The organism is Acidobacterium sp. S8, assembly GCF_009765985.1.
Taxonomy (GTDB): Bacteria; Acidobacteriota; Terriglobia; order Terriglobales; family Acidobacteriaceae; genus Alloacidobacterium.
On record NZ_LMUM01000011.1, the window covers coordinates 129,713 to 152,171 of the forward strand.

Below are 22,459 nucleotides of genomic sequence, written 5' to 3' on the forward strand. Positions count from 1 at the left end.
CTTCGATTATTCTCGTGCTCTTCAATTCTCTACAATTTGCGATCTTCTTCCCGATTGTGGTCGGAGGATATTTCCTTCTGTCCCAGCGATGGAGGGTGCCATGGTTACTGGCTGCCAGTTGCCTGTTCTACATGGCTTTCATTCCTTCCTACATCCTGATTCTGCTGGTCACGATTCTTATCGATTACTTCGCGGGAATCTATATCGAGCGGATGGAAGGTCACGGAAGGAAGACACTGCTGTGGGTGAGTATTCTGTCCACCTGCACGGTACTCTTCATCTTCAAATATTACGGTTTCTTCGTCGGCAGCTTTGTGAGTGTGGTCCAGTTGCTGGGCTGGAACCTGCCCCGGCCAGTCCTGTCTATCATCCTGCCGATCGGGCTGTCATTCCACACCTTCCAGAGCCTTAGCTATGTCATTGAGGTGTATAGAGGAAATCAGCGTGCAGAACGTAACTTTCTTGTGTATGCGACGTATGTCATGTTCTTCCCGCAGCTGGTTGCCGGACCGATTGAACGGCCACAGAATCTGTTGCATCAATTCAGAGACTGGCATGAGTTTTCTTATGTGAATGTGACGGCCGGGCTCAAAAGGATGGCTTGGGGTTTCTTTAAGAAGCTTGTTGTCGCGGACCGGCTCGCGCTCTACGTGAATGACGTATATACGTATCCGCGTGCCTATAACGGTCTGCAATTAACCATCGCCACTGTCTTCTTTGCCTATCAGATCTACTGCGACTTCTCCGGATACTCCGATATCGCAATTGGGGCGGCGCAGGTTCTAGGCTTCCGGCTGATGGAGAATTTCAGAACTCCGTACTACTCATTGTCCACTTCGGAATTCTGGCGGCGCTGGCATATCTCGCTCTCTACGTGGTTCAAGGACTACGTATATGTTCCCCTCGGCGGAAGCCGAGTGCGAAAGAACCGGCATATTTTCAATCTGCTGGTCACCTTTGGCGTCAGCGGTCTATGGCATGGAGCGAACTGGACCTATGTGATCTGGGGGCTGCTGAATGGCTTCTATCTCGTATTTGGATGGCTTACCAAAGAATGGAGAGACCGGCTCTTTGCTCTCTTTGGATTGCAGGAAGATACACGCATCCGCAAGGTGATCATGCTAGCCAGTACAGTGGTTTTGACCTGTTTCGCATGGATCGTCTTCCGTGCCCGGAATATTGGCGACGCCGCTTACGTGTTCACACATTTGGGAAGCGGCTGGAATTTCCATCAGATTGCAACCGAGCAGTTCCTGCTTCGTCAGATGCCCGTGGCGATTGCATCCATTCTCGTGCTTGAAATCGGCCAGCTCTGGGGCAGAGCGGTCTCAGTGCCAAACCTGATACAGAAGTTGCCGCTTCCGGCACGATGGACGCTGTATGCGTCCCTGGTAATGACAGTGGTGATGTTTGGAATTTACAAAAAGACGCAATTCATCTACTTCCAATTCTAAAAATATGCTTCTGCAAAAATCAGCGAGATCCGGTCAGCTTCTGTCGCCGAAAACTTATTCGGCGGTCATGGAGCGGCAGTATGCCGTGTCTGATGAGCTTGAGTTGGCTCCCGTCGACGGATCTGTGGACCCTGATCAGGTACAGCATCGATTCTCGGGAGTGCTTCGCCTTGCCTGTTTCTTTGGCATGATTCTTGTGTTGTTCTTCCTGATGAACGCGATGATCACCAGTGGGCTCCGGCGAACGAAAACTTCAGCCTTCGGTTCCTGGAACCAGGTCATGGAAGGCAAGGTGAATGCGGATATCGTCGTAGTCGGCTCATCAAGAGCGTCGGTTCAATACGACCCGCGTACCATTGAGGCGGTAACGGGACACAGTGCTTACAATCTCGGGATCAATGGAACACAAACGGATATGCAGGTCGCCTTTTTCAAGGCTTATCTCGAACATAATCGCAAGCCCCATACCGTCCTCTTCAATCTGGATGCCTTCGCCTTTGTAACTTCTCATGAGGTATTCAACCCGGCGCAGTATATGCCTTACCTCTATGACCGGGCGCTTTACGATGCGTTGCGCAAGATCAATCCGGAAATATGGAAGAGCCGGTATCTGCCTTTGTATGGCTATGTCGTAGAGGACATGAATTACACATGGGTGCACGGTATCGAGGCTTTCTTTGGGCATTCCCCAGCAGAAGATTATTTTCTAGGATTCAATCCGCGCTATCGAAGCTGGTCGAGCGATTTTGAAAGATATCAAGCCGCCAATCCTAAAAAAGTGAGCTTTGATATTGAGCCAGCCGGAGTTGCCGATGTCGAAGACCTGATCCAGGTATGCAAAAAGAACGGCATCGATTTGATATTCATCTACTCGCCTGAATACAAGCAGATGCAGATGATGACGAGCAACCGCGCAGAAATATTCGATCATTTCCGGAAATTTACCGAACAATACAATATTCCCATGTGGGACTACAGCGACTGGCCACACGACAGTGATACCAGCTTCTTCTACAACTCGCAGCATTTGAACGCCACCGGTGCCGCAGCTTTCTCGCTCGATGTCGCTGACCGTCTCCGGCAATATCTCACCGCACAGTAGAAGAAACGTAACCAACATGTTATTAAGTCATAGCTGGAAGCGCGCGGGAAATTACTATAGGAGAAATTCCGCCAAGCTTGTTTTTAGACGTCCGCTGGATGTTCGCACGCCGGATCCGATCATATCCTTTACATTCGATGATTTTCCTCGTGCAGCATTGCTGACGGCCGGAAGAATCTTGCAAGACTACGGCGCGGCGGGTACGTACTATGTTGCCTTGGGTTTACTGGGCGGAGATTCTCCGTCGGGACCGATATGCGTAAAAGACGATTTGATTAATCTTCTGCAGCAGGGCCATGAGCTTGGCTGCCACACCTTTGCCCATTGCCATTCCTGGAACACGCCGTCGGACAAGTTTGAAGCGTCCGTCCTCAAGAACAAGAGCGTTCTTGAAGAACTTATTCCGGGAGCAGAGTTTCGGTCGATCTCTTATCCCATCAGCGAGCCGCGTCCGCTGACAAAGCGCAATATTGCGCAGCACTTTTCCTGCTGCCGCGCTGGAGGTCAAACATTCAATGCTGGAACCGCTGACCTCAATCAGCTTTCTTCTTTTTTCCTGGAGCAAAGCAGAGGGCGCATACAGACGGTGAAGGATTTGATTGACCGCAATCGTGAAGAGCTAGGCTGGCTTATCTTTGCAACACACGACGTGGAATCAAATCCCAGTCCGTATGGATGCACGCCGGAGTTTTTTGAGCAGGTAGTACAGTATGCAGCGGAATCAGGCGCGCGAATCCTGCCGGTGGCCAAAGCTCTGGATACAATTCGCGGTGTCAGTGCAGATGTGATTCGACAAACACACAGGCAAGCGGAGACCTCTGAAAATCGCCGCTTGCCTGTATCCAATTAGTGGACGACGACCGAGGTCGCTCCGGTGGGAGCTGCGGGTGCAGCAGCAGGTGTGCTGGTCGCACCCGATCCATAGCATGCACTTGCATCAAAGGTGAGTGCTGACCCGGTGCCATCCGGGAGACCCTTCATGACGCTGAGGTAGCAGTTCATTGCCGGTATTGCGTTGACGTGTCCAGCCCAGGCGGTATTGACAGTATCTCCAGCGTAAGAGGCGCCGACGATAGCTGCATTGCCTGATTGATGACCACTTGCATTGAGGGTTCCGGCAACCAGGCCGACGTTGCCGTTACTTACATCGGGGCCGATCGCTGGAAACGGAGTGGATGAGGAATACCAGCTCGGACGAGATGAGTAGTAGTACGAGGGCGGAAAGTTAGTGCTCGGACTTGCGAGCGCCTGATATACGGAAGCTGACTCAGCGCGCTCATCTGCGGTGCAGGCGGAGATGGGCGTTTTGGTAGCGGTGCACTCGAGCACAGCGTTGTTTGCAACATCGTAGTTGCCCCAACGCATAGTAGTTGCGGCGACGATCGGGTCTCCGGCAATAGGAGGTGAAACGCCTCCATTGCCTGAACCAATCAACCAGATCGTGTTGTTAACGAAAGCAGAAGGCCCAGCTAGATCCTGATAGAGCGTGTGGATACCGGGAGTGCCCAGCACGTTCGCTGTCCAGTTGCCATAGCGATTGTATGAAAGGACGTCAGCAGCACTACTGTTAAAGATCGAAGGATCCGTTCCACACTGTCCATTCGAACATGATTCCCAGCCGGTAAAGAAATTACGATGCCAGGTCTGCGAAAGATGCGTTCCGTGGACCTGATCCTGCACGGCCTGATACATCACATTTGATTCATACAGGTTGAAGTCGCAGCCATCGGAGTGACAATCTTCCAGGTTGCCAAACATGAAGCTGTCGCCGGTATAAGCATCGACTCCGAAGTTATATCCGATGACCGAACCAATCTCGGTGCCGTTTCCAATTGTGCAAACGCGAACCTGCTGACAGATATTGTTTGCGATGACATGGAATGCCCCGGTGTGGTTGTAGCAGGATGGATCGGATGCGGTTGAGTTTTGCCCGGCGTTGTAGCAGTAAGTGGATTCAACATCGCCATGCACGTCCTGAGTCAGGTAAACACCGATGCTGTAGGGATTAAGGATGGCTACATTCTTTACCCATGGGTATGCAGTGTTGTAGAACGAAATTCCTGACGTCGAGTTTGTGGCGCCTCCGTCGATGACCATGTTGCGCACGCCAAGATACTGCGATAGCTGGACAAGATAGACCTGAGGAGTTTGTCCGGAAGAGTAGTTCGGGTGGAGGATCGGTTCGGCCAGCGTCAGAGTCGAGGCACCTCCCTTACCGCAGGATGGATTGCAGGAAGATACGATATGCCACTCGGCCTGAAAGCGTTCGGGACGAGCGAGGCCGGAATCAGGACCATTTTCCGAACAGCCTGTCCCGGAAGGATCGTATTTATCGCCACAGACGAAGTAGTTGCCGTTATCTTTTGCCGAACCGGAGCATGGTGAACCGGAATAGCCGGTGTCGCACTGATCAAGGATGACGGCTGTCGAGCCGGCAGTGATCGATTGGTTGCAACCGCTTCCGATGGTGAGTGAACTAGACCCTTGCGAAAAGCCATCGGTCGCAGTGCAGACAGCTGCAAGATTGGCTGCCGGATAGGTGGTGTCAGCGCTTTGAAATCCTATGAGCGCCGATCCGTTGCCACCCTGGCAAGTAGCAGCGCCAGAGAAGACAAGCTTGGTGAGGTTCGATCCGGCGGTACCGGAACCTCTGAGTTCTACGTTGTTATAGCCGTGCAGACACAAGCCGTCGGACAGATAGAACGTCCCTGGTCCGAGCAGCACATACTTGCTCTTGCCGTTCGCTTTGGCTAAAGCATCAGCGATTCCGCAAGATTCAGCTGTTACTGGACTCCCACTCGATCCGCAGGCGGAAATGGTTGATCCCGATTGAGGCCAATTGTCTGAAGGTAAGGCTCCTTTACTGCTATATCCAGGAATGCCTGCGTAGTCTTGCCAGTCGGCGGCGCGGCTAGGCGCCAGAACACCAGACCAGGATTGGCCGACTGCTGCTACTGAAAAAGACAAAAATGCAATGAATGACGCTAAAGCGAAGACAAAAAAAGTACGCTTAGGAAGCAAAATTTCCTCCCGGCTGGGGGTGATTTGGGGTGTATGAACAAGTGTACCCGTCAGATGACTTTGGTTACAACCGATGGAACTATAGTCATCTTGACTAAAGAGTAGTTACCAGCTAGGCACGGTGAAATTTGAGGTCTTCGTGCATATTACTCCGCGATCCCAAAGAGACCAAATAAGAAGTTCAGACTGACGCAAATAATTCGCAAAATATTCATGTCCATTCAGACCGATTCAACCATAATTGCTAGTAATCTCTGTCCCTATATTTTGAATAACTTTCCCAGATTGTTAAACTTGCCGATAAAACCTAATCCGAACCGGTTGAAGAATCTCCCGGGGGGGCGATGATGAAGTCCTTTGATAGTGTGGGCTCTTTCCGCTCTCCCGTAGAAGAAGGAGACTCGAAATTTGTTCGGTTGGCAGTACGCAGCGCCGGCATGACTCTGTTCTCGAGCGGAATGGGGCTCGTGGTTCAGATCGTCTCCACAGTCGTTTTGGCCAGGTTGATCACTCCCAGGGACTTCGGGCTGGTAACCATGGTTACAACGCTCAGCCTTCTTCTGGTCAACTTCGGATATAACGGGTTGACGGAAGCCATTGTGCAGAAGGAAGAGCTGACGCGTCCGCAGGCGAGCACGCTTTTCTGGGTAAACGCAGGCTCCGGACTTCTGCTGACCGTAGCGTTCTCTGCTGCTGGATCGTTAATTGCCGGGTTCTATCACGAGCCTGTTCTGCGAACGATTACAGTTGGCATCTCGCTTTCGATCGTTGTTACCGGCATTTCGGTGGTGCCTTTAGCGTTGCTTAAGCGGGGGATGAGATTCTCCGAAGTATCGGTGAACGACATCGTGGCGCGTTTGATCGCTGTAACTGTATCGATCGCGTTAGCGTTCATGGGCTGGGGTTATTGGGCCCTTGTAGCCGGTATCGTCGTTCTTCCGGTCAGCACCGCAACGGGAGCGTTCTTATTATGTCGCTGGTTGCCTGGCTTGCCGCGTCAGGCTGCGGATGTCCGCCATACTCTGCGTTTCGCTCTGCACGCTTATGGAAGTTTCTGCGTAAATTATTTTTCGCGCAACACCGACAACCTGCTCGTTGGCTGGCGGTTTAAGGCGCAGGCGCTGGGATTTTATAAAAAGGCATTTGATCTTTTTGCGCTCTCAACAACGCAGCTGATGTCGTCTCTTACTGTGGTCGTACTGGCTACGCTTAGCCGCGTTCGGCCCGGCTCCGATCAATATCGGCGCTATCTCTTCGGCGCACTGACGGTTGTTGCCTTCATGGGAATGGGCATGGCTGCTTGCCTTACGGTGGAAGGCAGGGACCTGATTCGTGTGCTGTTGGGAACGAAGTGGAGCGAATCCGGAAATATATTTACCTACTTTGCGCCCGGGATAGGGATTATGACCATCTATGCGACGCATACCTGGATCCATCTATCCATAGGAAGAGCCGACCGCTGGTTTCGCTGGACGATCGTCGAGTTTATTGTGACCTTCCTGCTGTTCCTGATCGCTCTGCATTGGGGGCCAAGAGGCATAGCCGTTGCATGGACCGTGTCGATCTGGTTGCTTACAATTCCGGCATTCTGGTATGCGGGCCGGCCCATTGGTCTCCGGGTGGGAAGCATAGTCGCGGCACTGTGGAGATATATTGCCGCATCTCTGATCACCGTGGTCGCGACGATGGCTCTGTTACGTCTGGCGCCGTCCTTCGCATATATGCCTGGAACACATGGCGCGATGTGCCGCCTGGCGATCATCTCCAGTTGGATCAGCCTTTTATATCTCGGTACTTTGGTGCTTTTGCACGGCGGATTGGCTCCGTTGTCTCAGATGTTTGCACTGGCGCTTGAGATGCTTCCAAGGTCACGAGCAATGGCAAGTGAAGACTCCTCCCTTATTGCCCAAATTTCAGAGGAGCACACCGTGGAAACCGTTGATCAGCAGATGCCCGGCAAACAAAACTATATGCCGCTGGTCTCCATACTCATTCCTGCTTATAACGCTCAGAAATGGATCGCAGACACCATCCAATCGGCTCTGGCGCAGACATGGCCGCACGTCGAAATTATCGTTGTGGACGATGGATCGAAGGACCAGACGCTTGAGATCGCCAGACAGTTTGAAGCTAACGGCGTGCGCGTGATCTCGCAAAAGAATCAGGGAGCGGCGGCATCACGAAACAATGCCTTTGCTCAAAGTACGGGGGATTACATTCAGTGGCTGGACGCGGACGATCTGCTCGCTCCCGACAAGATTGCTTTGCAGCTGGAAGTCGTGAAGCAGGGGGCTGGCCCGGAGATTCTGCTTTCCTCGGAGTGGGGAAGCTTTATGTATCGGCCTTATCGCGCGCAGTTCACACCCACCGCGCTGTGGCATGATCTTTCTCGCGTGGAGTGGCTGTTGCGCAAAATGGAGCAGAACATCTTCATGCAGACGAGCACCTGGCTCGTAAGCCGTAAGCTCACCGAAGCGGCAGGCCTCTGGGACACGCGTCTGCTGGGCGATGATGATGGAGAATACTTCTGCCGTGTCCTCCTGGAGAGCGAAGGTGTACGCTTTGTGCCGGGCTCGAAGGTTTTCTATCGCACTTTCAAGTTCGACAGCTTGAGCCATGTGGGCCGGTCCACAGCGAAGATCGAGGCACACTGGCTCGCCATGCAGCTGCACATTCAGTATTTGCGCTCACTGGAGGAGAGTCCAAGAGTGAAAGCTGCCTGCCTGCAGTTTCTGCGCGACTCGTTGATGTACTTTTATCCAGAGCAGCATAGGATTCTCGAAATGGCGGAACAGATCGCGGCCGAATCGGGTTTCGAGCTCGGCGCTCCGACTCTCTCGTGGAAGTATGTCTGGATCGAGAAACTCTTTGGGTGGGATCGGGTCAAGCCGGTGCAGCAACTTGTTCGCAAGCTCCGATGGCGGCTCGAAGGTTATTTCGATAAAGCCCTCTTCGTTCTTGAGGGCCGCCATGCGAGATAGCGTGAACACAGAAAAATTCATCATGACGAAAACCACGGGAAGAAGCACGAACTTTTTTCTGGTTGCAGTTATTGTCTTTGCATTTGCCCTTCGGCTGTCGGTAACGTTTGCGACTAGCAGCTATCGCGTTGTTGAGGACGATACGGATCACTTCGGATTTGGCTGGGAGATGGGCAGAGTAGCCCGCTCGATTGACGAAGGAAAAGGTTTTGCGTCTCCCCTTCCACTGCCGACGGGCCCCACGGCTATCGTCGGTCCAGTCTATCCAGTGCTGCTGGCGGGGATTTTCAAGCTGTTCGGAGTGTATTCGACGAGCTCGGCCATCGCGGTTCGCATCATGCAAAGTGCGTTTGCCAGTTTGACCTGCCTGTTTCTTTATCTCTGCGGACGGGATGCGGTCGGGGAATCCACGGGAAAACTCGCAGCTTTGTTATGGGCAGTCTTCCCATTGAATATTTTCTTTACCTCCGCGAAAGTCTGGGAGACCTCGCTCTCCGGTTTGCTGGTCGCAGCGCTGCTCTGGACCATGCTTCCATTACGCGATTCTTTATCGATAGCGCGCTGGTCGGCTACGGGCGCACTTCTGGCGATCGCGGGACTAACGAACACATCGCTCGTTGTTCTTATACTGCCCTTTGCAATCGCCGCATTGTGGAGAAGCCGCGCGCGAGTTTTACTTCCGGCGTGCCTCGGCGCGCTAACCTGCCTGGTTCTGGTTTCGCCGTGGTTAATGCGGAATTACCATCAGTTCGGCAAAGTGATGTTGCGTTCCAATTTTCCACTCGAGTTTCGTATCGGCAACAATGAGTTCTCATACGGACAGAAAATTGAGGCGCTGCATCCGTCCAACACTCCCTCCATCAATCAGCATTGGCAGGAAGTTGGCGAATCGCAGTTTATGGAAGAAGAGCGTGTTGCAAACGCCCAGTATCTGAGCACGCATCACGGCAGGTTTGCCTTCTCTACTGTCAATCGAATCGTAAATTATTGGACCGGTGCCTGGATTAAGCCGATCGAAGGCTTCGCTAACAGCTGGCCGGTCATCATCTCCACATCGGCTCTCACCCTGCTCGGACTGTTAGGAATTGGCCAGATGTTCAGGCGCGGCATACCGGCCGCCGCTATGTTTGGGGGATGCCTGCTGATTTATCCGGTAGCTTATTACCTCACCACCAGCCAGCCGCGTTTCTACCACGCGATGACGCCATTGCTTATAATGGCAACGTCATACTGGATGGTCAATATTCTCTCCCAAATTCGACTGCGCGCGACTGCGCAGCAAAAACCATCCACGGCGACAGCAGTCTAATCCCCCGAATCGTTCCTCGGCATAAGTTTGCCGATAAAGAAATCTGCGGCGCGGATAGGACCCCTTCGTGCCATAGCGAAAGGAATTTGTTTTGAAAATCAGTATCTTCGGATTGGGATATGTCGGAACTGTTTCGGCAGGATGCCTGGCAAATGAGGGACACGAGGTCATTGGAGTCGATCCGGTTGGCACCAAGGTTGAGCTGATCAATCGCGGTCAGTCGCCGATTATTGAAGCCGAGATCGGCGAAATTATTGCAGCAGCCTCCAGGGCGGGGCTGCTCCGGGCCACGGACGATTCGATTCGCGCCATCTGCCAGACGGAGCTGTCATTCGTCTGCGTAGGCACTCCAAGCCAGGCGAACGGGAATCTTGATCTGCGATACATTCGTCGCATCTGCGAGCAGATTGGCGAAGCTCTGAGAGAAAAAGTTGCGCGACACACTATCGTGATTCGCAGCACTATACTTCCGGGCACGATGCGCAAAGTTGTCATACCAACACTCGAAGAATTTTCCGGCAAGAAGGCCGGCATCGATTTCGGGGTCTGCAATAATCCCGAATTTCTGCGTGAAGGCTCTGCTGTAAAGGACTTCCGCTGCCCGCCGAAAACGGTGATTGGCGAATTGGATCGCCGAAGCGGCGACATGCTGGCGGCATTGTATGAACATCTCGACGCGCCGCTGATTCGGACAGAAATCGAAACGGCCGAGATGGTGAAGTATGTGGATAACAGCTGGCATGCGTTGAAGGTCGGCTATGCCAATGAGATTGGAAATCTTTGCAAGTCGTTTGGCATCGATGGACATGCCGTGATGGATATCTTCTGCCAGGATCGAAAACTCAACATCTCGCCGGCTTACCTCAAGCCCGGTTTCGCGTTCGGTGGTTCCTGCCTGCCGAAGGATTTGCGAGCCCTCTCGTACCAGGCAAAGATGCACGACCTTCAGCTGCCGATCCTCACATCCATTCTGCCCAGCAACGAATTACAGATCGCACGCGGCCTGCAGCTGATTAAGGATAAGGGGCATACGCGGGTCGGCATCCTGGGCTTCAGCTTCAAGGCAGGGACGGATGACTTGCGCGAGAGCCCGCTGATTGAAGTGATTGAGCACCTGATCGGCAAGGGTTACGATCTGCGCATTTATGACAAAAACGTGAAACTCGCCTGCCTTGTCGGAGCCAATCGCGATTTCATCCTCAATCGCATTCCCCATATCTCCAAGCTGATGGTGCATGATATGGCCGATGTGCTGGATCATGCGGAAACGGTTGTTATCGGTAATAAGGATCCGGACTTCGAAAACGTTCCGCACCGCTTGCGTGACGGACAAATGCTTGTAGATTTTGTAAGAATCAGCGAGGAGAGGAGCAGCAATGGCAAGTATGACGGTATCTGCTGGTGATGTGGTGACGGCGCCGAATGCGGGCGCTGCAGTGAAAGCACAAATCCATGAGTCGATCCAAAGGCTCACAGGCTGGCTCGAAGAAAACGACTATCGAGGCTACGATACATTCGACGGCCTGAGCGCAAAATATGTGCGGCCACTCACTTTTGAGAATGAATTTCTAAGGACTGCCCTGCTGCAGGGAGTACGGCGTTTTCCCGTCAACCTGCGTCCGTTGCTCGGCGTGGAGAAGAGCCGTTCGACTAAAGGAATGGGCTTTCTGGCGCGTGGCTTCATCCGTCTCCACAAGGCGACAGGCGATCCACAGTGGACCGAAAAAGCCAAGTCAGCCTTGCAATGGCTGACGGAGCATCAGGCCGAGGGGTACAGCGGAGCGTGCTGGGGCAATCACTTCGATTACCAGTCGCGTACGTTTTACCTGCCCAAGAACACGCCCACCATCGTGTGGACGTCGCTTATCGGCCATGCATTTCTTGACGGTTACGAGTACTTCCATGATGTCAGTTATTTGAAGACGGCGATCAGCGCCTGCGAGCACATCGTAAATGACCTGAATAAGACTGCGCACGGCAACGGTGTCTGCATTAGCTACATTCCCGGCCGGATCAGCGAAGTGCATAATGCGAACACGCTCGGAGCCAGCCTGCTGGCCCGTACCTATTCGCATGCCCACGACGACTCATACCGGGATCTGGCGCAGAAGGCCATCCGCTACACGGCGCAACATCAGAGGGCGGATTCGTCGTGGTATTACGGGGAGAATGAGAATCTTCACTGGGTCGACAATTTTCATACCGCCTATGTGCTGGACTGCTTCAAGCACTATGCCCACGGCACCGGAGACGACCGTTTCCAGCAGAACATGATGAATGGCTACGCCTACTGGAAGAAAATATTCTTTCTCGAGGACGGAACTCCGCGTTACTATGACCACAAAACACTTCCCCTCGACATTCAGTGCTCCTCCCAGGCAATTGACACATTGGTTTTCTTTCATGATCTCGATCCTGAAAGCCTGCCGCTCGCTGTGAAAGTCGCACAATGGACCATAACCAACATGCAGGACCGTTCCGGATATTTTTACTATCGCCGCTATTCACCGTGGCTGGTGAATAAAACACCGACTTTGCACTGGGGCCAGGCGACTATGCTGAGCGCCCTCGCGGGGCTTTACCGACTTTTGTAGTCAACGAAAATCAAATGAACAGAAAAATTCTCATTATCGTAGAAAATCTGCCTGTACCGTTCGACGGCCGCGTTTGGAAAGAGGCGTGCGCACTGCATGAGAACGGCTACGAGGTAAGCGTGCTAAGCCCGCGCGTCAAGGGCTATACCCAAAAATATGAACTGCTTGATGGCGTGCATATCTATCGCCATCCAATGCCGAAGGAAGGCAACACGCCGCTCGGATACCTGTGGGAGTATGGCTGGGCTTTCCTGTGGGAGTTTCTTTACAGCTGGTGGATCTTCTTCACGCGCGGCTTCCAGGTGATTCAGGGCTGCAACCCACCGGACAACATCTTTCTGGTAGCGCTCCCATTCAAATTGTTCGGAGTGAAATACATCTTCGATCATCATGACGCGAACCCGGAACTCTACCATTCCAAGTACGAGCGCAAGGACATCTTCTATAAGTCGCAAGTTTGGCTGGAGAAGCTGACCTTTGCCTGCAGCGACGTAGCGATGACAACGAACGAGAGCTATAAGTCGATTGCTGTCGGCCGCGGTGGTCTCGATCCAAAGGATGTCTTTGTAGTCCGCAACGGGCCTGATCTCAATACGTTCAAACCTGTGCCGTCCGTTCCAGCACTCAAATATGGCAAGCCATACCTTGTCGGGTATGTTGGCACCATGAGCATCCAGGAGGGCCTGGACATTCTGGTGGATGTTGCCCAGCACCTCAAGAATCAAGGACGGCTGGATGTGCATTTTACCTGTGTCGGCGGCGGCCCCGGACTGGCAGGACTTCGCCAGATGGTAAAGGACAAGGGACTCGAAGATACGGTAAATTTTACGGGAAGAGTTCCCGACCAGCAATTACTCGATGTGTTGTCGACTGCAGATGTCTGTGTGAATCCCGACAGGCCGTGCGAGATGAATGACATTTCCACGATGATCAAAATCATGGAATATATGGCGCTCGGAAAACCTATCGTTCAATTTGATCTGAAAGAAGGACGAGTGAGTGCGGACGAAGCATCTCTCTATTGCGGTCACGATGACCTGATCGGAAGCTTCGCTGAAAAGATTCTCTGGTTGCTCGAACGTCCGGAAGAACGGGAAAGAATGGGCGCTATAGGACGCAAACGAGTGGAGGAGCGGCTGGCATGGGAATATTCAGTCGAAAATCTTCTAGCTGCTTACGAGCGGGCCTTCGCAAAGAGGAAACGCCAAATGATTCCGCTGGATAGCCGTGTTGGTACACAAGCCTCTGAAGCCAGTGCTTCGCTGAATCAAGGCACTTTCCATTCATAGAAGAACAACATCCGGTCGCAGCACTTCTCCTTCAAAATTGTTTGAATAAAAAATGGCCAGCCTTTTTGGAGAAAGAAATATGAGCAAATCTTCTGTCGTCATCATCGGGGCCGGCCCCTACGGTCTCTCGCTTGCGGCGCATCTCAAGGCTGTGGGCATCGAGCATCGCGTATTCGGGCGTCCCATGCATACCTGGATGACGCAGATGCCGCAGGGCATGTGTCTTAAGTCAGAAGGATTTGCGTCGTCGCTTTATGAGCCACGCGGCCAGTTCACGCTTGCGCAGTATTGCCGCGAACGCAAAATCCCATATGCTGACAGCGGCCTGCCCGTTCGTATCGAGACCTTCGTCGAATATGGGCTGGAGTTTCAACGGCGCTTCGTTCCCGGCCTTGAAGACCGAATGGTCATGTCGGTGGATCAGGCAGACAATGGGTTCAGCATTCTTCTTGATAATGGCGAAGAAGTCATCGCTGACAAGGTTGTTGTTGCAGCGGGAATCAGCCACTTCGCGCATGTGCCGCCAGTCCTTGCTGGACTGCCTGAAGAGGCGTTGACCCACAGCTCCAGTCACGCCGATCTCAGCAAATTCCGTGGCAAGGAAGTAGCGATCATTGGAGCAGGCGCGTCGGCTCTTGATCTGGCTGCACTTCTTCATCAAGCGGGGGCCTCGGTGCAGGTGATCGCTCGCAAATCTGCGATCCGCTTTCATAATCCGCCAAGTAAGAAACCGAGAACGTTGTTCGAGCGCGCATCATCCCCGGCGACGGGGATTGGCGCCGGCTGGAAGCTATTCTTCTGCGTAAATACTCCGTGGGCTTTTCGCTGGTTACCTGAGAATACCCGCCTGAAAGCGGTAAAGAATATTCTCGGTCCTGCACCGGGATGGTTCATCAAGGAGCAGGTGGTGGGAAAGATGCCTCTTCACCTTGGTATGAGTCTGAAGTCAGCTTACGTTGACAAGAGTCGCGTTCAGATCGACCTCATCGATAGCGACGGGAAGCCGACTCACTTAGCGGTCGATCATGTGATCGCCGCAACCGGATATAAAGTTGATCTGCAACGCCTGCAGTTTCTCTCGCCGGAGATACAAGGGAGCATTCAGTCGGTCGAGAAAACTCCAGTCCTCTCTTCGAATTTTATGTCGTCGGTTCCAGGTCTGTATTTTGTTGGAACCTCAGCGGCGAACACCTTTGGGCCTCTGATGCGCTTCGCATTCGGTGCGGGCTTCGCAGCGCAGCGCGTGTGCGCGCATCTGGCAACGGCAGCTTCGCAAGAAACAACGCGGGAAGAGTCCCCGACTCTTGAAACAATGGAAAACGAAAAAGTAGCTATCCGCTGATTTCTTAACAATCCTGTAACCTTATTTCACCTGAGGGTGTCATTCCATTTTGCATCCCCAATTTACGAATGTGGAAAGCCAGTCTTCTCCAGCGCCCAGAATTCTGCTGACCGATACAGATCGCCGTCCTTACGCCGCAAGGCTGGCTCTCGAGTTCGCCAGGTCCGGATGCGAGGTCTATATTGTCTGCTCGATGTACGGTCACCCTGCGTTGAAAACGACGGCTGTACGTAAAAGCTATCGTTACAGCGCGCTTTCTCCGCGGCGATCGCTTATGCGCGCCGTGGCGGACAGCCGCCCGGATCTCATTGTTCCGTGCGACGACCGAGGTGTGCGGCATCTTCATGAATTGTGGCAGTGGGTCAGCACGCAGCGCGAAACAGCTGGCGATCTAGCTGAGCTTATCGAACGGTCTTTGGGTTCATCTGTAAGTTTTGCTACAGCATCCTCGCGCTATGATCTTTTGCAACTGGCAGCAGCCGACGGCTTCCCTGTCCCGCAAACTGCCGCCATCCGGACACCGGAAGACCTGAAAGCATGGCAAGAAAATCAGGCGTTCCCATGGTTGCTGAAAGCGGATGAAACTTGGGGCGGACGAGGTGTGCGCATTGTTTCGAACGAAGAAGAAGCTGCGCAATTCTTTCTCGATGTGAGCCGTCCATTTCGTCTCAAGCGAGCGATAAAACGGATGTGCATCAACCGTGATCCGTTCTGGTTTCAACCGTGGTGGCGAAGCCGTAAGCCCGCGGTGATTGCGCAAGCTTATATCGAGGGCAGGCCCGCAAACTGCGGCGTGTTGTGCTGGCAGGGCGAGGTACTCGCGGGTATCGCTGTGGAAGTGGTGAGCACGGTAGGGGCTACAGGTCCGGCAAGCATCGTTCGCGTCGTTGATGGTCCCATGATGCTCGATTGCGCCCGGAGCCTAGCCAGCTGCCTGCGCTTATCAGGCTTTTTCGGATTGGACTTTATGATTGAAGAAGGCAGCGGCAAGCCTTATTTGATCGAGATGAACCCGAGAAGTACTCCGGTTTGTCATCTACGGTTAGGTGCCGGTAGGGATATGATTAGCGCGTTGTGCGCAAAGTTGACAGGGAAGCAGATGGTGGATGAGCCGCCAGTAACGGAAAACGATATGATCGCTTATTTCCCGCAAGCCTGGGCCTGCGAGAACGCTCTCTTGCAATCCTGCTTTCAGGATATTCCTCGCGACGAACCGGATTTGATTAAAGAATTTTTGTCGCCATGGCCTGAGCGCAGTTTTCTATTTCAGCTGAACCATAGCCTGCATCGCACAAAGGTATCGTCTGCTTCGACCTTTCACACGCACATACCCGGGTAAGAGATGATATTTCGTGAAACCAGAATTGCTGGTGTTTTTGAAATCGAGATTGAAAGACATAAGGATGAGCGAGGGTTCTTTGCCCGTTCCTGGTGTAAGAACGAATTTCAAGAGAACGGATTGAATTCAGCGTTAGCGCAGTGCAACATTTCATACAATGTCCGCAAGGGCACGTTGCGAGGCATGCATCTACAGACGGAACCTCATGGTGAAGCCAAGCTTATTCGCTGCATTGCTGGAGCGATCTACGATGTTGCCATCGATTTAAGACCGCATTCTTCGAGCTACAGGCAATGGACGGGAGTGGAATTGAGCGCCGGTAACCGAAAGATGTTGTACATCCCGGAAGGCTGCGCTCACGGATTCCTGACATTGGCAGACGACACAGAAATTTTTTATCAAATGTCGGAGTTTTACCATCCGGAGTCATCCCGCGGCGTTCGCTGGAATGACCCCGTCTTTCAAGTGAAGTGGCCCGAGGCGGTCGAGGTCATCTCCGAACGCGATCGCACCTATCCGGATTTCGTGGAGTAAATGAAAACTTCTCTCGACACCTCCCGACAAGGCGATCTGGCTACCGGCGATGATCTGTATGGCTTCGCGAAGGAACTTTATCCGATCTGCAGAAGCATTACCGGTGATGGGCTTCGCGAGACGCTTCGACGTATTCAAAAAAAAATTCCGCTCGAACTACATGAAGTGCCAAGCGGCACGGATGTCTTCGATTGGACCGTCCCTAAAGAATGGAATATTCGAGATGCCTATATCAAGAATTCTTCCGGCGCAAGAGTTGTAGATTTTCATCAGAGCAATCTTCACGTTTTGAATTACAGCACCTCCGTTCGCGCCAACATGACGCTGGACGAACTGCGGCCTCATTTCTTTACGATTCCCGAACATCCCGACTGGATTCCGTATCGCACCTCTTATTACAAGGAGCAGTGGGGGTTCTGCCTGACGCATAACCAGCTGGCGGCGCTCGAAGAGGGCGAGTATGAAGTTTGTATCGATTCGACCTTAGAAGACGGGCACCTTACTTACGGCGAATGTTATCTTCCCGGAGAATCAGAAGAAGAAGTTCTGATTTCGACACACGCATGTCATCCGTCACTTGCTAACGACAACCTGTCTGGTATTACGGTAGCCACGCACCTGGCGCAATACCTCGCCGGAAGAAAATTGCGATATTCCTACCGCTTTCTGTTTATCCCTGGAACAATCGGGGCCGTTACATGGCTCGCGCGCAATCATGAAATGACCGGCCGGATCCGCCATGGTCTGGTATTGACCGGGATTGGAGACCGCGGCGGATTTCATTACAAAAAGAGCCGGCGCGGAACCGCCGAAGTCGATCGCGCTGCAGCTCATGCTTTAGGACATTCTGGTGAAGAATCCGAGCTCCTGGAATACTCGCCTTATGGATATGATGAGCGGCAATATTGCTCACCGGGCTTCAATCTCCCTGTTGGTTGTCTGATGCGTAGCGTGTGGGGAACGTTTCCCGAATATCACACATCGGCAGACAATCTTGATTTCATTCAGCCCGAGTCGCTGGCTGCCTCTCTTCGTCTTTGCACTTCGATTGTGGATATCCTCGAAAGTAACCGCAGATATCTAAATCAAAATCCTTTTTGCGAGCCCCAGCTGGGAAAACGAAATCTCTATCGCTCCACCGGCGGAGAGTCAATCGGGAAGGAAATCAATGCCAGGCTTTGGGTTTTGAACCTCTCGGATGGAGAGCACTCTCTGCTCGATATTGCAGAGCGTTCAGCGCTGCCGTTCCCGGTAATCAGCGCTGCTGCCAAAGTTCTTTGCGAAGCAGGATTACTGGCTCTAACAGGTGTGTAACATATTGCAAAGATATTCACTGAATTAACGCTTGCCATAAGTTGTTGTCAAAGGTATTATCAGTCTTCCCCCTCATCTCCTCCAGTTCCATCCCCCAGCATCGTTTCCCGTAGTTGCATGCGATCCGCACGTTAGTCCGGGCCAAAGTCTATTTTTTTCCGAAGAGGGATGCTCCATGAAGGTGCTGTTGACCGGCCATCAAGGCTATATCGGTGCTGTGGCCGCGCCCGTTTTAAGCTCTGCTGGCCACGAAGTAATCGGCCTCGATTCAAATCTGTATGAGGGAAGCGACTTTGGCGAAAAGGCTGCTCCCATCCCCGAGATACGCCGCGATCTCCGCGACCTGAAGCCATCGGATCTTGCCGGCTTTGATGCCGTCGTGCATCTGGCTGCGCTCTCAAATGATCCGCTGGGCAATCTCAACTCCACTCTTACCTATGACATCAATCATCTTGCATCGGTACGCCTTGCCGAGTTGGCGAAGGAAGCCGGAGTCGAGCGGTTTGTCTTCTCGTCGTCCTGCAGCACGTATGGAGCAGCTGGAGATGAGTTTCTGGACGAGACGGCGTCTCTGAATCCGGTAACGCCCTATGGTGAGTCCAAAGTTCTTGTAGAGCGTGATGTCAGACCGCTCGCCGATGAATCTTTCAGCCCCACCTATCTGCGGAATGCAACTGCGTATGGTGTCTCTCCGAGGCTACGCCTGGATATTGTTTTGAACGATCTGGTAGCGTCAGCTCACACAACGGGAAAGATTTATATTAAGAGTGATGGCACGCCGTGGCGGCCCATTGTTCATATTCGCGACATCATTGCCGCGATCGCTGTTGTGCTCGATGCACCGAGGGAAGCCATTCACAACGAGACCTTCAACGTCGGTCTCACCTTCGAGAACTATCGCATCAGCGAACTCGCGGACATCGTAGCCGAGGTTGTTCCCGGCTGCACTATCGAATACGCGCCCGACGGCGGCCCCGATAAGCGCTGCTATCGCGTCAATTGCGACAAAATCAGCCGTATGCTTCCAGCATTTCAGCCGCAATGGAATGCGCGGAAAGGTGCGCAGGAGCTTTACGACGCTTATCGCGCCTCGAACCTTACTCTTGCCGACGTGGAGCAAAAACGCTATACGCGCATCGCGCATATCCAGCAGTTGATGCGCGAAGGGCGGATTGACAATTCTCTGCAATGGACAGAAGCAGTTGTCGCCTGAGTCCAGCCGCAAACCTGGAGAACCGAAAGAATATCTATGGCCACAATGACAATTGCCGCTGAAACTCCGCAAGATGCGGTTGCCACCAGTCCCTGCCGATTCTGCGGGAGCACTCTTGAGCACACGTTTGTTGATCTGGGAATGTCGCCGCTCTGCGAGAGCTATCCTGCGCCAGCCGATCTCAATCGCGGCGAAGTGTATTTCCCGCTGCACGTTTACGTGTGTGAGAAATGTTTTCTCGTTCAGCTGGATGAATATGAGACGCCGGAAAAAATCTTCAGCGACTATGCCTACTTCTCTTCGTATTCCGATTCGTGGCTGAAACATGCCGATACTTACTGCGGCCGCATGCAATCCCGCTTCGGGCTGAATCAGGACAGCTTCGTCGTAGAAGTGGCAAGCAACGACGGCTATCTTCTGCAGTATTTTGTTCAGCGCAATGTGCCGGTATTAGGAATCGAGCCGGCCGCGAACGTTGCTAAAGTTGCCGTGGAGAAAGGTGTGCCGTCACTCGTCGAGTTCTTCGGCACGCGCATCGCTTCAAAGCTCGCAGACGAAGGTCGGCAGGCGGATCTGGTTCTCGGCAACAACGTGCTGGCCCAGGTTCCCGACCTGAATGATTTTGTCGAAGGCCTGAAGATTTTGTTGAAACCAGAGGGGGTACTTACGCTTGAGTTCCCGCATCTGTTGAAGCTGATCGAGCATAACGAGTTCGATACCATCTATCACGAGCACTTCTCGTATTTCTCGCTGCTGACGACGATCAAAATCATGGAGGCGCACGGTCTCAAAGTCTTCGATGTCGAAGAACTGGCATCGCATGGTGGATCGCTCCGCGTATTCGCTTGCAGGGCGGAAGCAGAAACTCATTCAGTGGAAGCGAATGTCGCCCGCGTACTCGCCGCTGAAGAGAACGCTGGCCTCGATTCTGTCGCGAGTTACAGCGGCTTCGCTCAACAGGTGAAAGAAACGAAGTTAGCGCTGCTTGAATTCCTTATCAGTGCAGCCCGCGAAGGCAAGACTGTCGCGGGTTATGGAGCGCCGGGAAAGAGCGCGACCCTGTTGCATTATTGCGGCATTGGCAAAGACCTGATCAGCTACACCGTGGACCGCAGTCCCTACAAGCAGGGACGCTTCCTGCCGGGCACGCACATCCCGATCTATCACCCTGACCGCATCCGCGAAACACAACCGGATTATGTGGTTATTCTGCCCTGGAATCTCAAGAACGAAATCGTCGAGCAGTTGCAGTATATCCGCGCATGGGGCGGGCAGTTTGTAGTCCCCATCCCGCGGGCGGCCATTCTCTAATCAGGAGAGGAAGCGATCATGAAAGTAGTTCTGTTTTGTGGCGGATCGGGTATGCGCCTCCGCGGATATGCTGACGACGTTCCCAAGCCGATGGTGACCATCGGCACGCGTCCCATTCTCTGGCATCTGATGAAGTACTACGCTCACTTTGGGCACAAAGACTTCATCATCTGCCTCGGATATAAGGGCAACGTCATCAAGGATTATTTCCTGCATTATGACGAAGCCGTATCGAATGATTTTGTCTGGTCGCAGGGTGGCCGACACATTGAGTATGTGAATCGCGATATCGACGACTGGACAATCACCTTCGTTGAAACAGGTGCCAATGCCAATATTGGCGAGCGCCTGAAGGCAGTCGAAGGATATCTTCAGGGCGAAGAGATGTTTCTCGCAAATTATGGCGACGGTCTCAGCGACGTGGCTCTTCCTGAGATGATTGAGAACTTCCAAAACAGCACCGCCGTCGCATCTCTGCTGCTGGTGCAGCCGACTGCCAGCTTCGACATCGTGAATGTCGGAGAGGGTGGATTGGTGAAAGATGTCCAGGCATTGACGCGCACCGACATATGGATCAATGGCGGCTTCTTTGTCATGCGCAAGGAAATCTTTGACCACATTCAACCCGGCGAGGAGCTCGTTCGCGAGCCGTTCCAGCGGCTGATCGATAAGCAGGCACTGCTGGCGTATCACTGTCCGGGATTCTGGCAGTGCATGGACACCTTTAAAGATAAGCAGCACTTGGAAGAGCTCAACATTGGCAAGGCGCCCTGGAAGGTCTGGAAGAAAATTTCTACTCCGGCCGCGAATGAGCCGAAGGTGATCGCGTCCGGCATATGATCTCTTTGAACTTCGATCAAAAAGCAGGGAAGCCGCTGAAGGTTCTTTGTATTGGTGCTCATTCCGACGATATCGAGATCGGATGCGGCGGCACGATCCTGCAATTGGCGGAACGTTATTCGGAAGTCGAGTTTCACTGGGCGGTATTCAGCGCTATCGGTGTTCGCGAGTCGGAGGCGCAGCATGCAGCCTCGTTGTTTGCAGGCCAACGCTTAAAGGGCCAGTTGTTGAAAAGTTTTCAAGATGGATTTATGCCGTTTGCCGGCGCCGATGTAAAGGCCGTCTTCGAGCAAGAGTTAAAGAACATTTCTCCTGATCTGATTTTTACTCATAACAGAAATGATGCTCATCAGGACCATCGCTTGTTATCGCAGTTGGCCTGGAACACATTTCGCAGCCATCTGATTCTCGAATACGAGATACCGAAATACGATGGCGACATGGGGCAGCCGAATTGTTTTGTACCGCTCACACCGGAAGGCGCTGCAAAGAAAGTGCAGTTCCTCATGGAAGCCTTCCAGTCGCAGCGAACGAAGCACTGGTTCGACGAATCGACATTTCAGGCGCTCATGCGTCTGCGCGGTATGGAATGCAATGCTCCCAGCGGATACGCTGAGGCGTTTTACGGGCGAAAGCTGACGCTATGAAAGACCTGAAAGAAAAAACAATTCGCGGTGGCTTCGCGCGGGTCTTGGCGCAAGTGGCAAGCTTCGGGCTCCGTATCGGCTCGCTGATGCTGCTGGCGCGTATGCTGTCGCCGCAGGATTTCGGGCTCGTCGGCATGGTTACAGCATTCACCGGCATTCTGAATCTTTT

At 52.9% G+C, this 22,459-nt stretch carries 18 protein-coding genes; 17 read left to right on the forward strand and 1 reads right to left on the reverse strand.

Going from position 1 to position 22,459, the window contains the following annotated elements:
- The first annotated feature begins 95 nt into the window (after nucleotides 1-95).
- The 3 genes from GSQ86_RS03135 (at nucleotide 96) to GSQ86_RS03145 (ending at nucleotide 3,406) form a co-directional block, all read left to right on the forward strand.
- A complete protein-coding gene (locus GSQ86_RS03135; protein WP_216840988.1) occupies nucleotides 96-1,454 on the forward strand; it encodes an MBOAT family protein in 1,359 nt (452 codons plus the stop codon).
- An 85-nt stretch (nucleotides 1,455-1,539) separates the two neighbouring features.
- The gene (locus GSQ86_RS03140; protein ID WP_158748505.1) at nucleotides 1,540-2,556 is read left to right on the forward strand and encodes a hypothetical protein; all 1,017 of its coding nucleotides are present in this window, start codon (nucleotides 1,540-1,542) and stop codon (nucleotides 2,554-2,556) included.
- Nucleotides 2,516-3,406 (forward strand): polysaccharide deacetylase family protein, encoded by an 891-nt coding sequence (locus tag GSQ86_RS03145; RefSeq protein WP_158748506.1) that lies wholly within the window; start codon nucleotides 2,516-2,518, stop codon nucleotides 3,404-3,406. The genes GSQ86_RS03140 and GSQ86_RS03145 overlap by 41 nt, the downstream gene beginning before the upstream one ends.
- On the opposite strand, the gene GSQ86_RS03150 is transcribed toward GSQ86_RS03145, so the two are convergent.
- Nucleotides 3,403-5,577, reverse strand: coding sequence for a hypothetical protein (locus tag GSQ86_RS03150; protein ID WP_158748507.1), 2,175 nt, complete (start codon nucleotides 5,575-5,577; stop codon nucleotides 3,403-3,405). The genes GSQ86_RS03145 and GSQ86_RS03150 overlap by 4 nt on opposite strands.
- A gap of 437 nt (nucleotides 5,578-6,014) precedes the next feature.
- Here GSQ86_RS03150 and GSQ86_RS03155 point away from each other — a divergent pair, with 437 nt between their 5' ends.
- From GSQ86_RS03155 to GSQ86_RS23785, 14 genes are all read left to right on the forward strand, one after another.
- Nucleotides 6,015-8,558 carry an oligosaccharide flippase family protein gene (locus GSQ86_RS03155; RefSeq protein WP_158748508.1) on the forward strand — a complete coding sequence of 848 codons (2,544 nt, stop codon included), beginning with the start codon at nucleotides 6,015-6,017 and terminating at the stop codon, nucleotides 8,556-8,558.
- A 22-nt stretch (nucleotides 8,559-8,580) separates the two neighbouring features.
- Complete coding sequence (locus GSQ86_RS03160; protein WP_158748509.1) at nucleotides 8,581-9,867, forward strand: glycosyltransferase family 39 protein; 1,287 nt, start codon at nucleotides 8,581-8,583, stop codon at nucleotides 9,865-9,867.
- Between the two features lie 91 nt (nucleotides 9,868-9,958).
- A complete protein-coding gene (locus GSQ86_RS03165; RefSeq protein ID WP_158748510.1) occupies nucleotides 9,959-11,272 on the forward strand; it encodes a nucleotide sugar dehydrogenase in 1,314 nt (437 codons plus the stop codon).
- The gene (locus GSQ86_RS03170; protein WP_158748511.1) at nucleotides 11,253-12,461 is read left to right on the forward strand and encodes a hypothetical protein; all 1,209 of its coding nucleotides are present in this window, start codon (nucleotides 11,253-11,255) and stop codon (nucleotides 12,459-12,461) included. Before GSQ86_RS03165 ends, GSQ86_RS03170 begins: the two co-directional genes overlap by 20 nt.
- Before the next feature lie 14 nt (nucleotides 12,462-12,475).
- Nucleotides 12,476-13,750, forward strand: a complete 1,275-nt coding sequence (locus GSQ86_RS03175) for a glycosyltransferase family 4 protein (protein ID WP_158748512.1) — start codon at nucleotides 12,476-12,478, stop codon at nucleotides 13,748-13,750.
- Nucleotides 13,751-13,829: 79 nt separating this feature from the next.
- A complete protein-coding gene (locus GSQ86_RS03180; protein ID WP_158748513.1) occupies nucleotides 13,830-15,092 on the forward strand; it encodes an NAD(P)-binding domain-containing protein in 1,263 nt (420 codons plus the stop codon).
- Between the two features lie 49 nt (nucleotides 15,093-15,141).
- Nucleotides 15,142-16,431: an ATP-grasp domain-containing protein gene (locus tag GSQ86_RS03185; protein WP_158748514.1), complete on the forward strand. Its 1,290-nt coding sequence runs from the start codon at nucleotides 15,142-15,144 to the stop codon at nucleotides 16,429-16,431.
- A 3-nt stretch (nucleotides 16,432-16,434) separates the two neighbouring features.
- Complete coding sequence (rfbC, locus tag GSQ86_RS03190) at nucleotides 16,435-16,965, forward strand: dTDP-4-dehydrorhamnose 3,5-epimerase (RefSeq protein WP_158748515.1); 531 nt, start codon at nucleotides 16,435-16,437, stop codon at nucleotides 16,963-16,965.
- Entirely contained in the window at nucleotides 16,966-18,279 is a 1,314-nt protein-coding gene (locus GSQ86_RS03195) for a DUF4910 domain-containing protein (protein ID WP_158748516.1), read from the forward strand.
- A gap of 175 nt (nucleotides 18,280-18,454) precedes the next feature.
- Complete coding sequence (locus GSQ86_RS03200) at nucleotides 18,455-19,492, forward strand: NAD(P)-dependent oxidoreductase (RefSeq protein ID WP_158748517.1); 1,038 nt, start codon at nucleotides 18,455-18,457, stop codon at nucleotides 19,490-19,492.
- A 36-nt stretch (nucleotides 19,493-19,528) separates the two neighbouring features.
- Entirely contained in the window at nucleotides 19,529-20,803 is a 1,275-nt protein-coding gene (locus tag GSQ86_RS03205; protein ID WP_216840989.1) for a class I SAM-dependent methyltransferase, read from the forward strand.
- A gap of 18 nt (nucleotides 20,804-20,821) precedes the next feature.
- Complete coding sequence (locus GSQ86_RS03210) at nucleotides 20,822-21,643, forward strand: sugar phosphate nucleotidyltransferase (RefSeq protein WP_158748518.1); 822 nt, start codon at nucleotides 20,822-20,824, stop codon at nucleotides 21,641-21,643.
- Entirely contained in the window at nucleotides 21,640-22,290 is a 651-nt protein-coding gene (locus tag GSQ86_RS03215) for a PIG-L deacetylase family protein (protein ID WP_158748519.1), read from the forward strand. The genes GSQ86_RS03210 and GSQ86_RS03215 overlap by 4 nt, the downstream gene beginning before the upstream one ends.
- A partial coding sequence (locus GSQ86_RS23785; RefSeq protein WP_158748520.1) for an oligosaccharide flippase family protein occupies nucleotides 22,287-22,459 on the forward strand: 173 nt, incomplete at its 3' end. The genes GSQ86_RS03215 and GSQ86_RS23785, both read left to right, overlap by 4 nt.

Coding starts and splice junctions, on each gene's coding strand:
- GSQ86_RS03170 (WP_158748511.1), top strand. CDS start 11,253: ATGACGGTATCTGCTGGTGATGTGGTGACGGCGCCGAATGCGGGCGCT.
- GSQ86_RS03175 (WP_158748512.1), top strand. CDS start 12,476: ATGAACAGAAAAATTCTCATTATCGTAGAAAATCTGCCTGTACCGTTC.
- GSQ86_RS03155 (WP_158748508.1), top strand. CDS start 6,015: ATGACTCTGTTCTCGAGCGGAATGGGGCTCGTGGTTCAGATCGTCTCC.
- GSQ86_RS03210 (WP_158748518.1), top strand. CDS start 20,822: ATGAAAGTAGTTCTGTTTTGTGGCGGATCGGGTATGCGCCTCCGCGGA.
- GSQ86_RS03180 (WP_158748513.1), top strand. CDS start 13,830: ATGAGCAAATCTTCTGTCGTCATCATCGGGGCCGGCCCCTACGGTCTC.
- GSQ86_RS03160 (WP_158748509.1), top strand. CDS start 8,581: ATGACGAAAACCACGGGAAGAAGCACGAACTTTTTTCTGGTTGCAGTT.
- GSQ86_RS03195 (WP_158748516.1), top strand. CDS start 16,966: ATGAAAACTTCTCTCGACACCTCCCGACAAGGCGATCTGGCTACCGGC.
- GSQ86_RS03205 (WP_216840989.1), top strand. CDS start 19,529: ATGGCCACAATGACAATTGCCGCTGAAACTCCGCAAGATGCGGTTGCC.
- rfbC (WP_158748515.1), top strand. CDS start 16,435: ATGATATTTCGTGAAACCAGAATTGCTGGTGTTTTTGAAATCGAGATT.
- GSQ86_RS03215 (WP_158748519.1), top strand. CDS start 21,640: ATGATCTCTTTGAACTTCGATCAAAAAGCAGGGAAGCCGCTGAAGGTT.
- GSQ86_RS03200 (WP_158748517.1), top strand. CDS start 18,455: ATGAAGGTGCTGTTGACCGGCCATCAAGGCTATATCGGTGCTGTGGCC.
- GSQ86_RS03145 (WP_158748506.1), top strand. CDS start 2,516: ATGTCGCTGACCGTCTCCGGCAATATCTCACCGCACAGTAGAAGAAAC.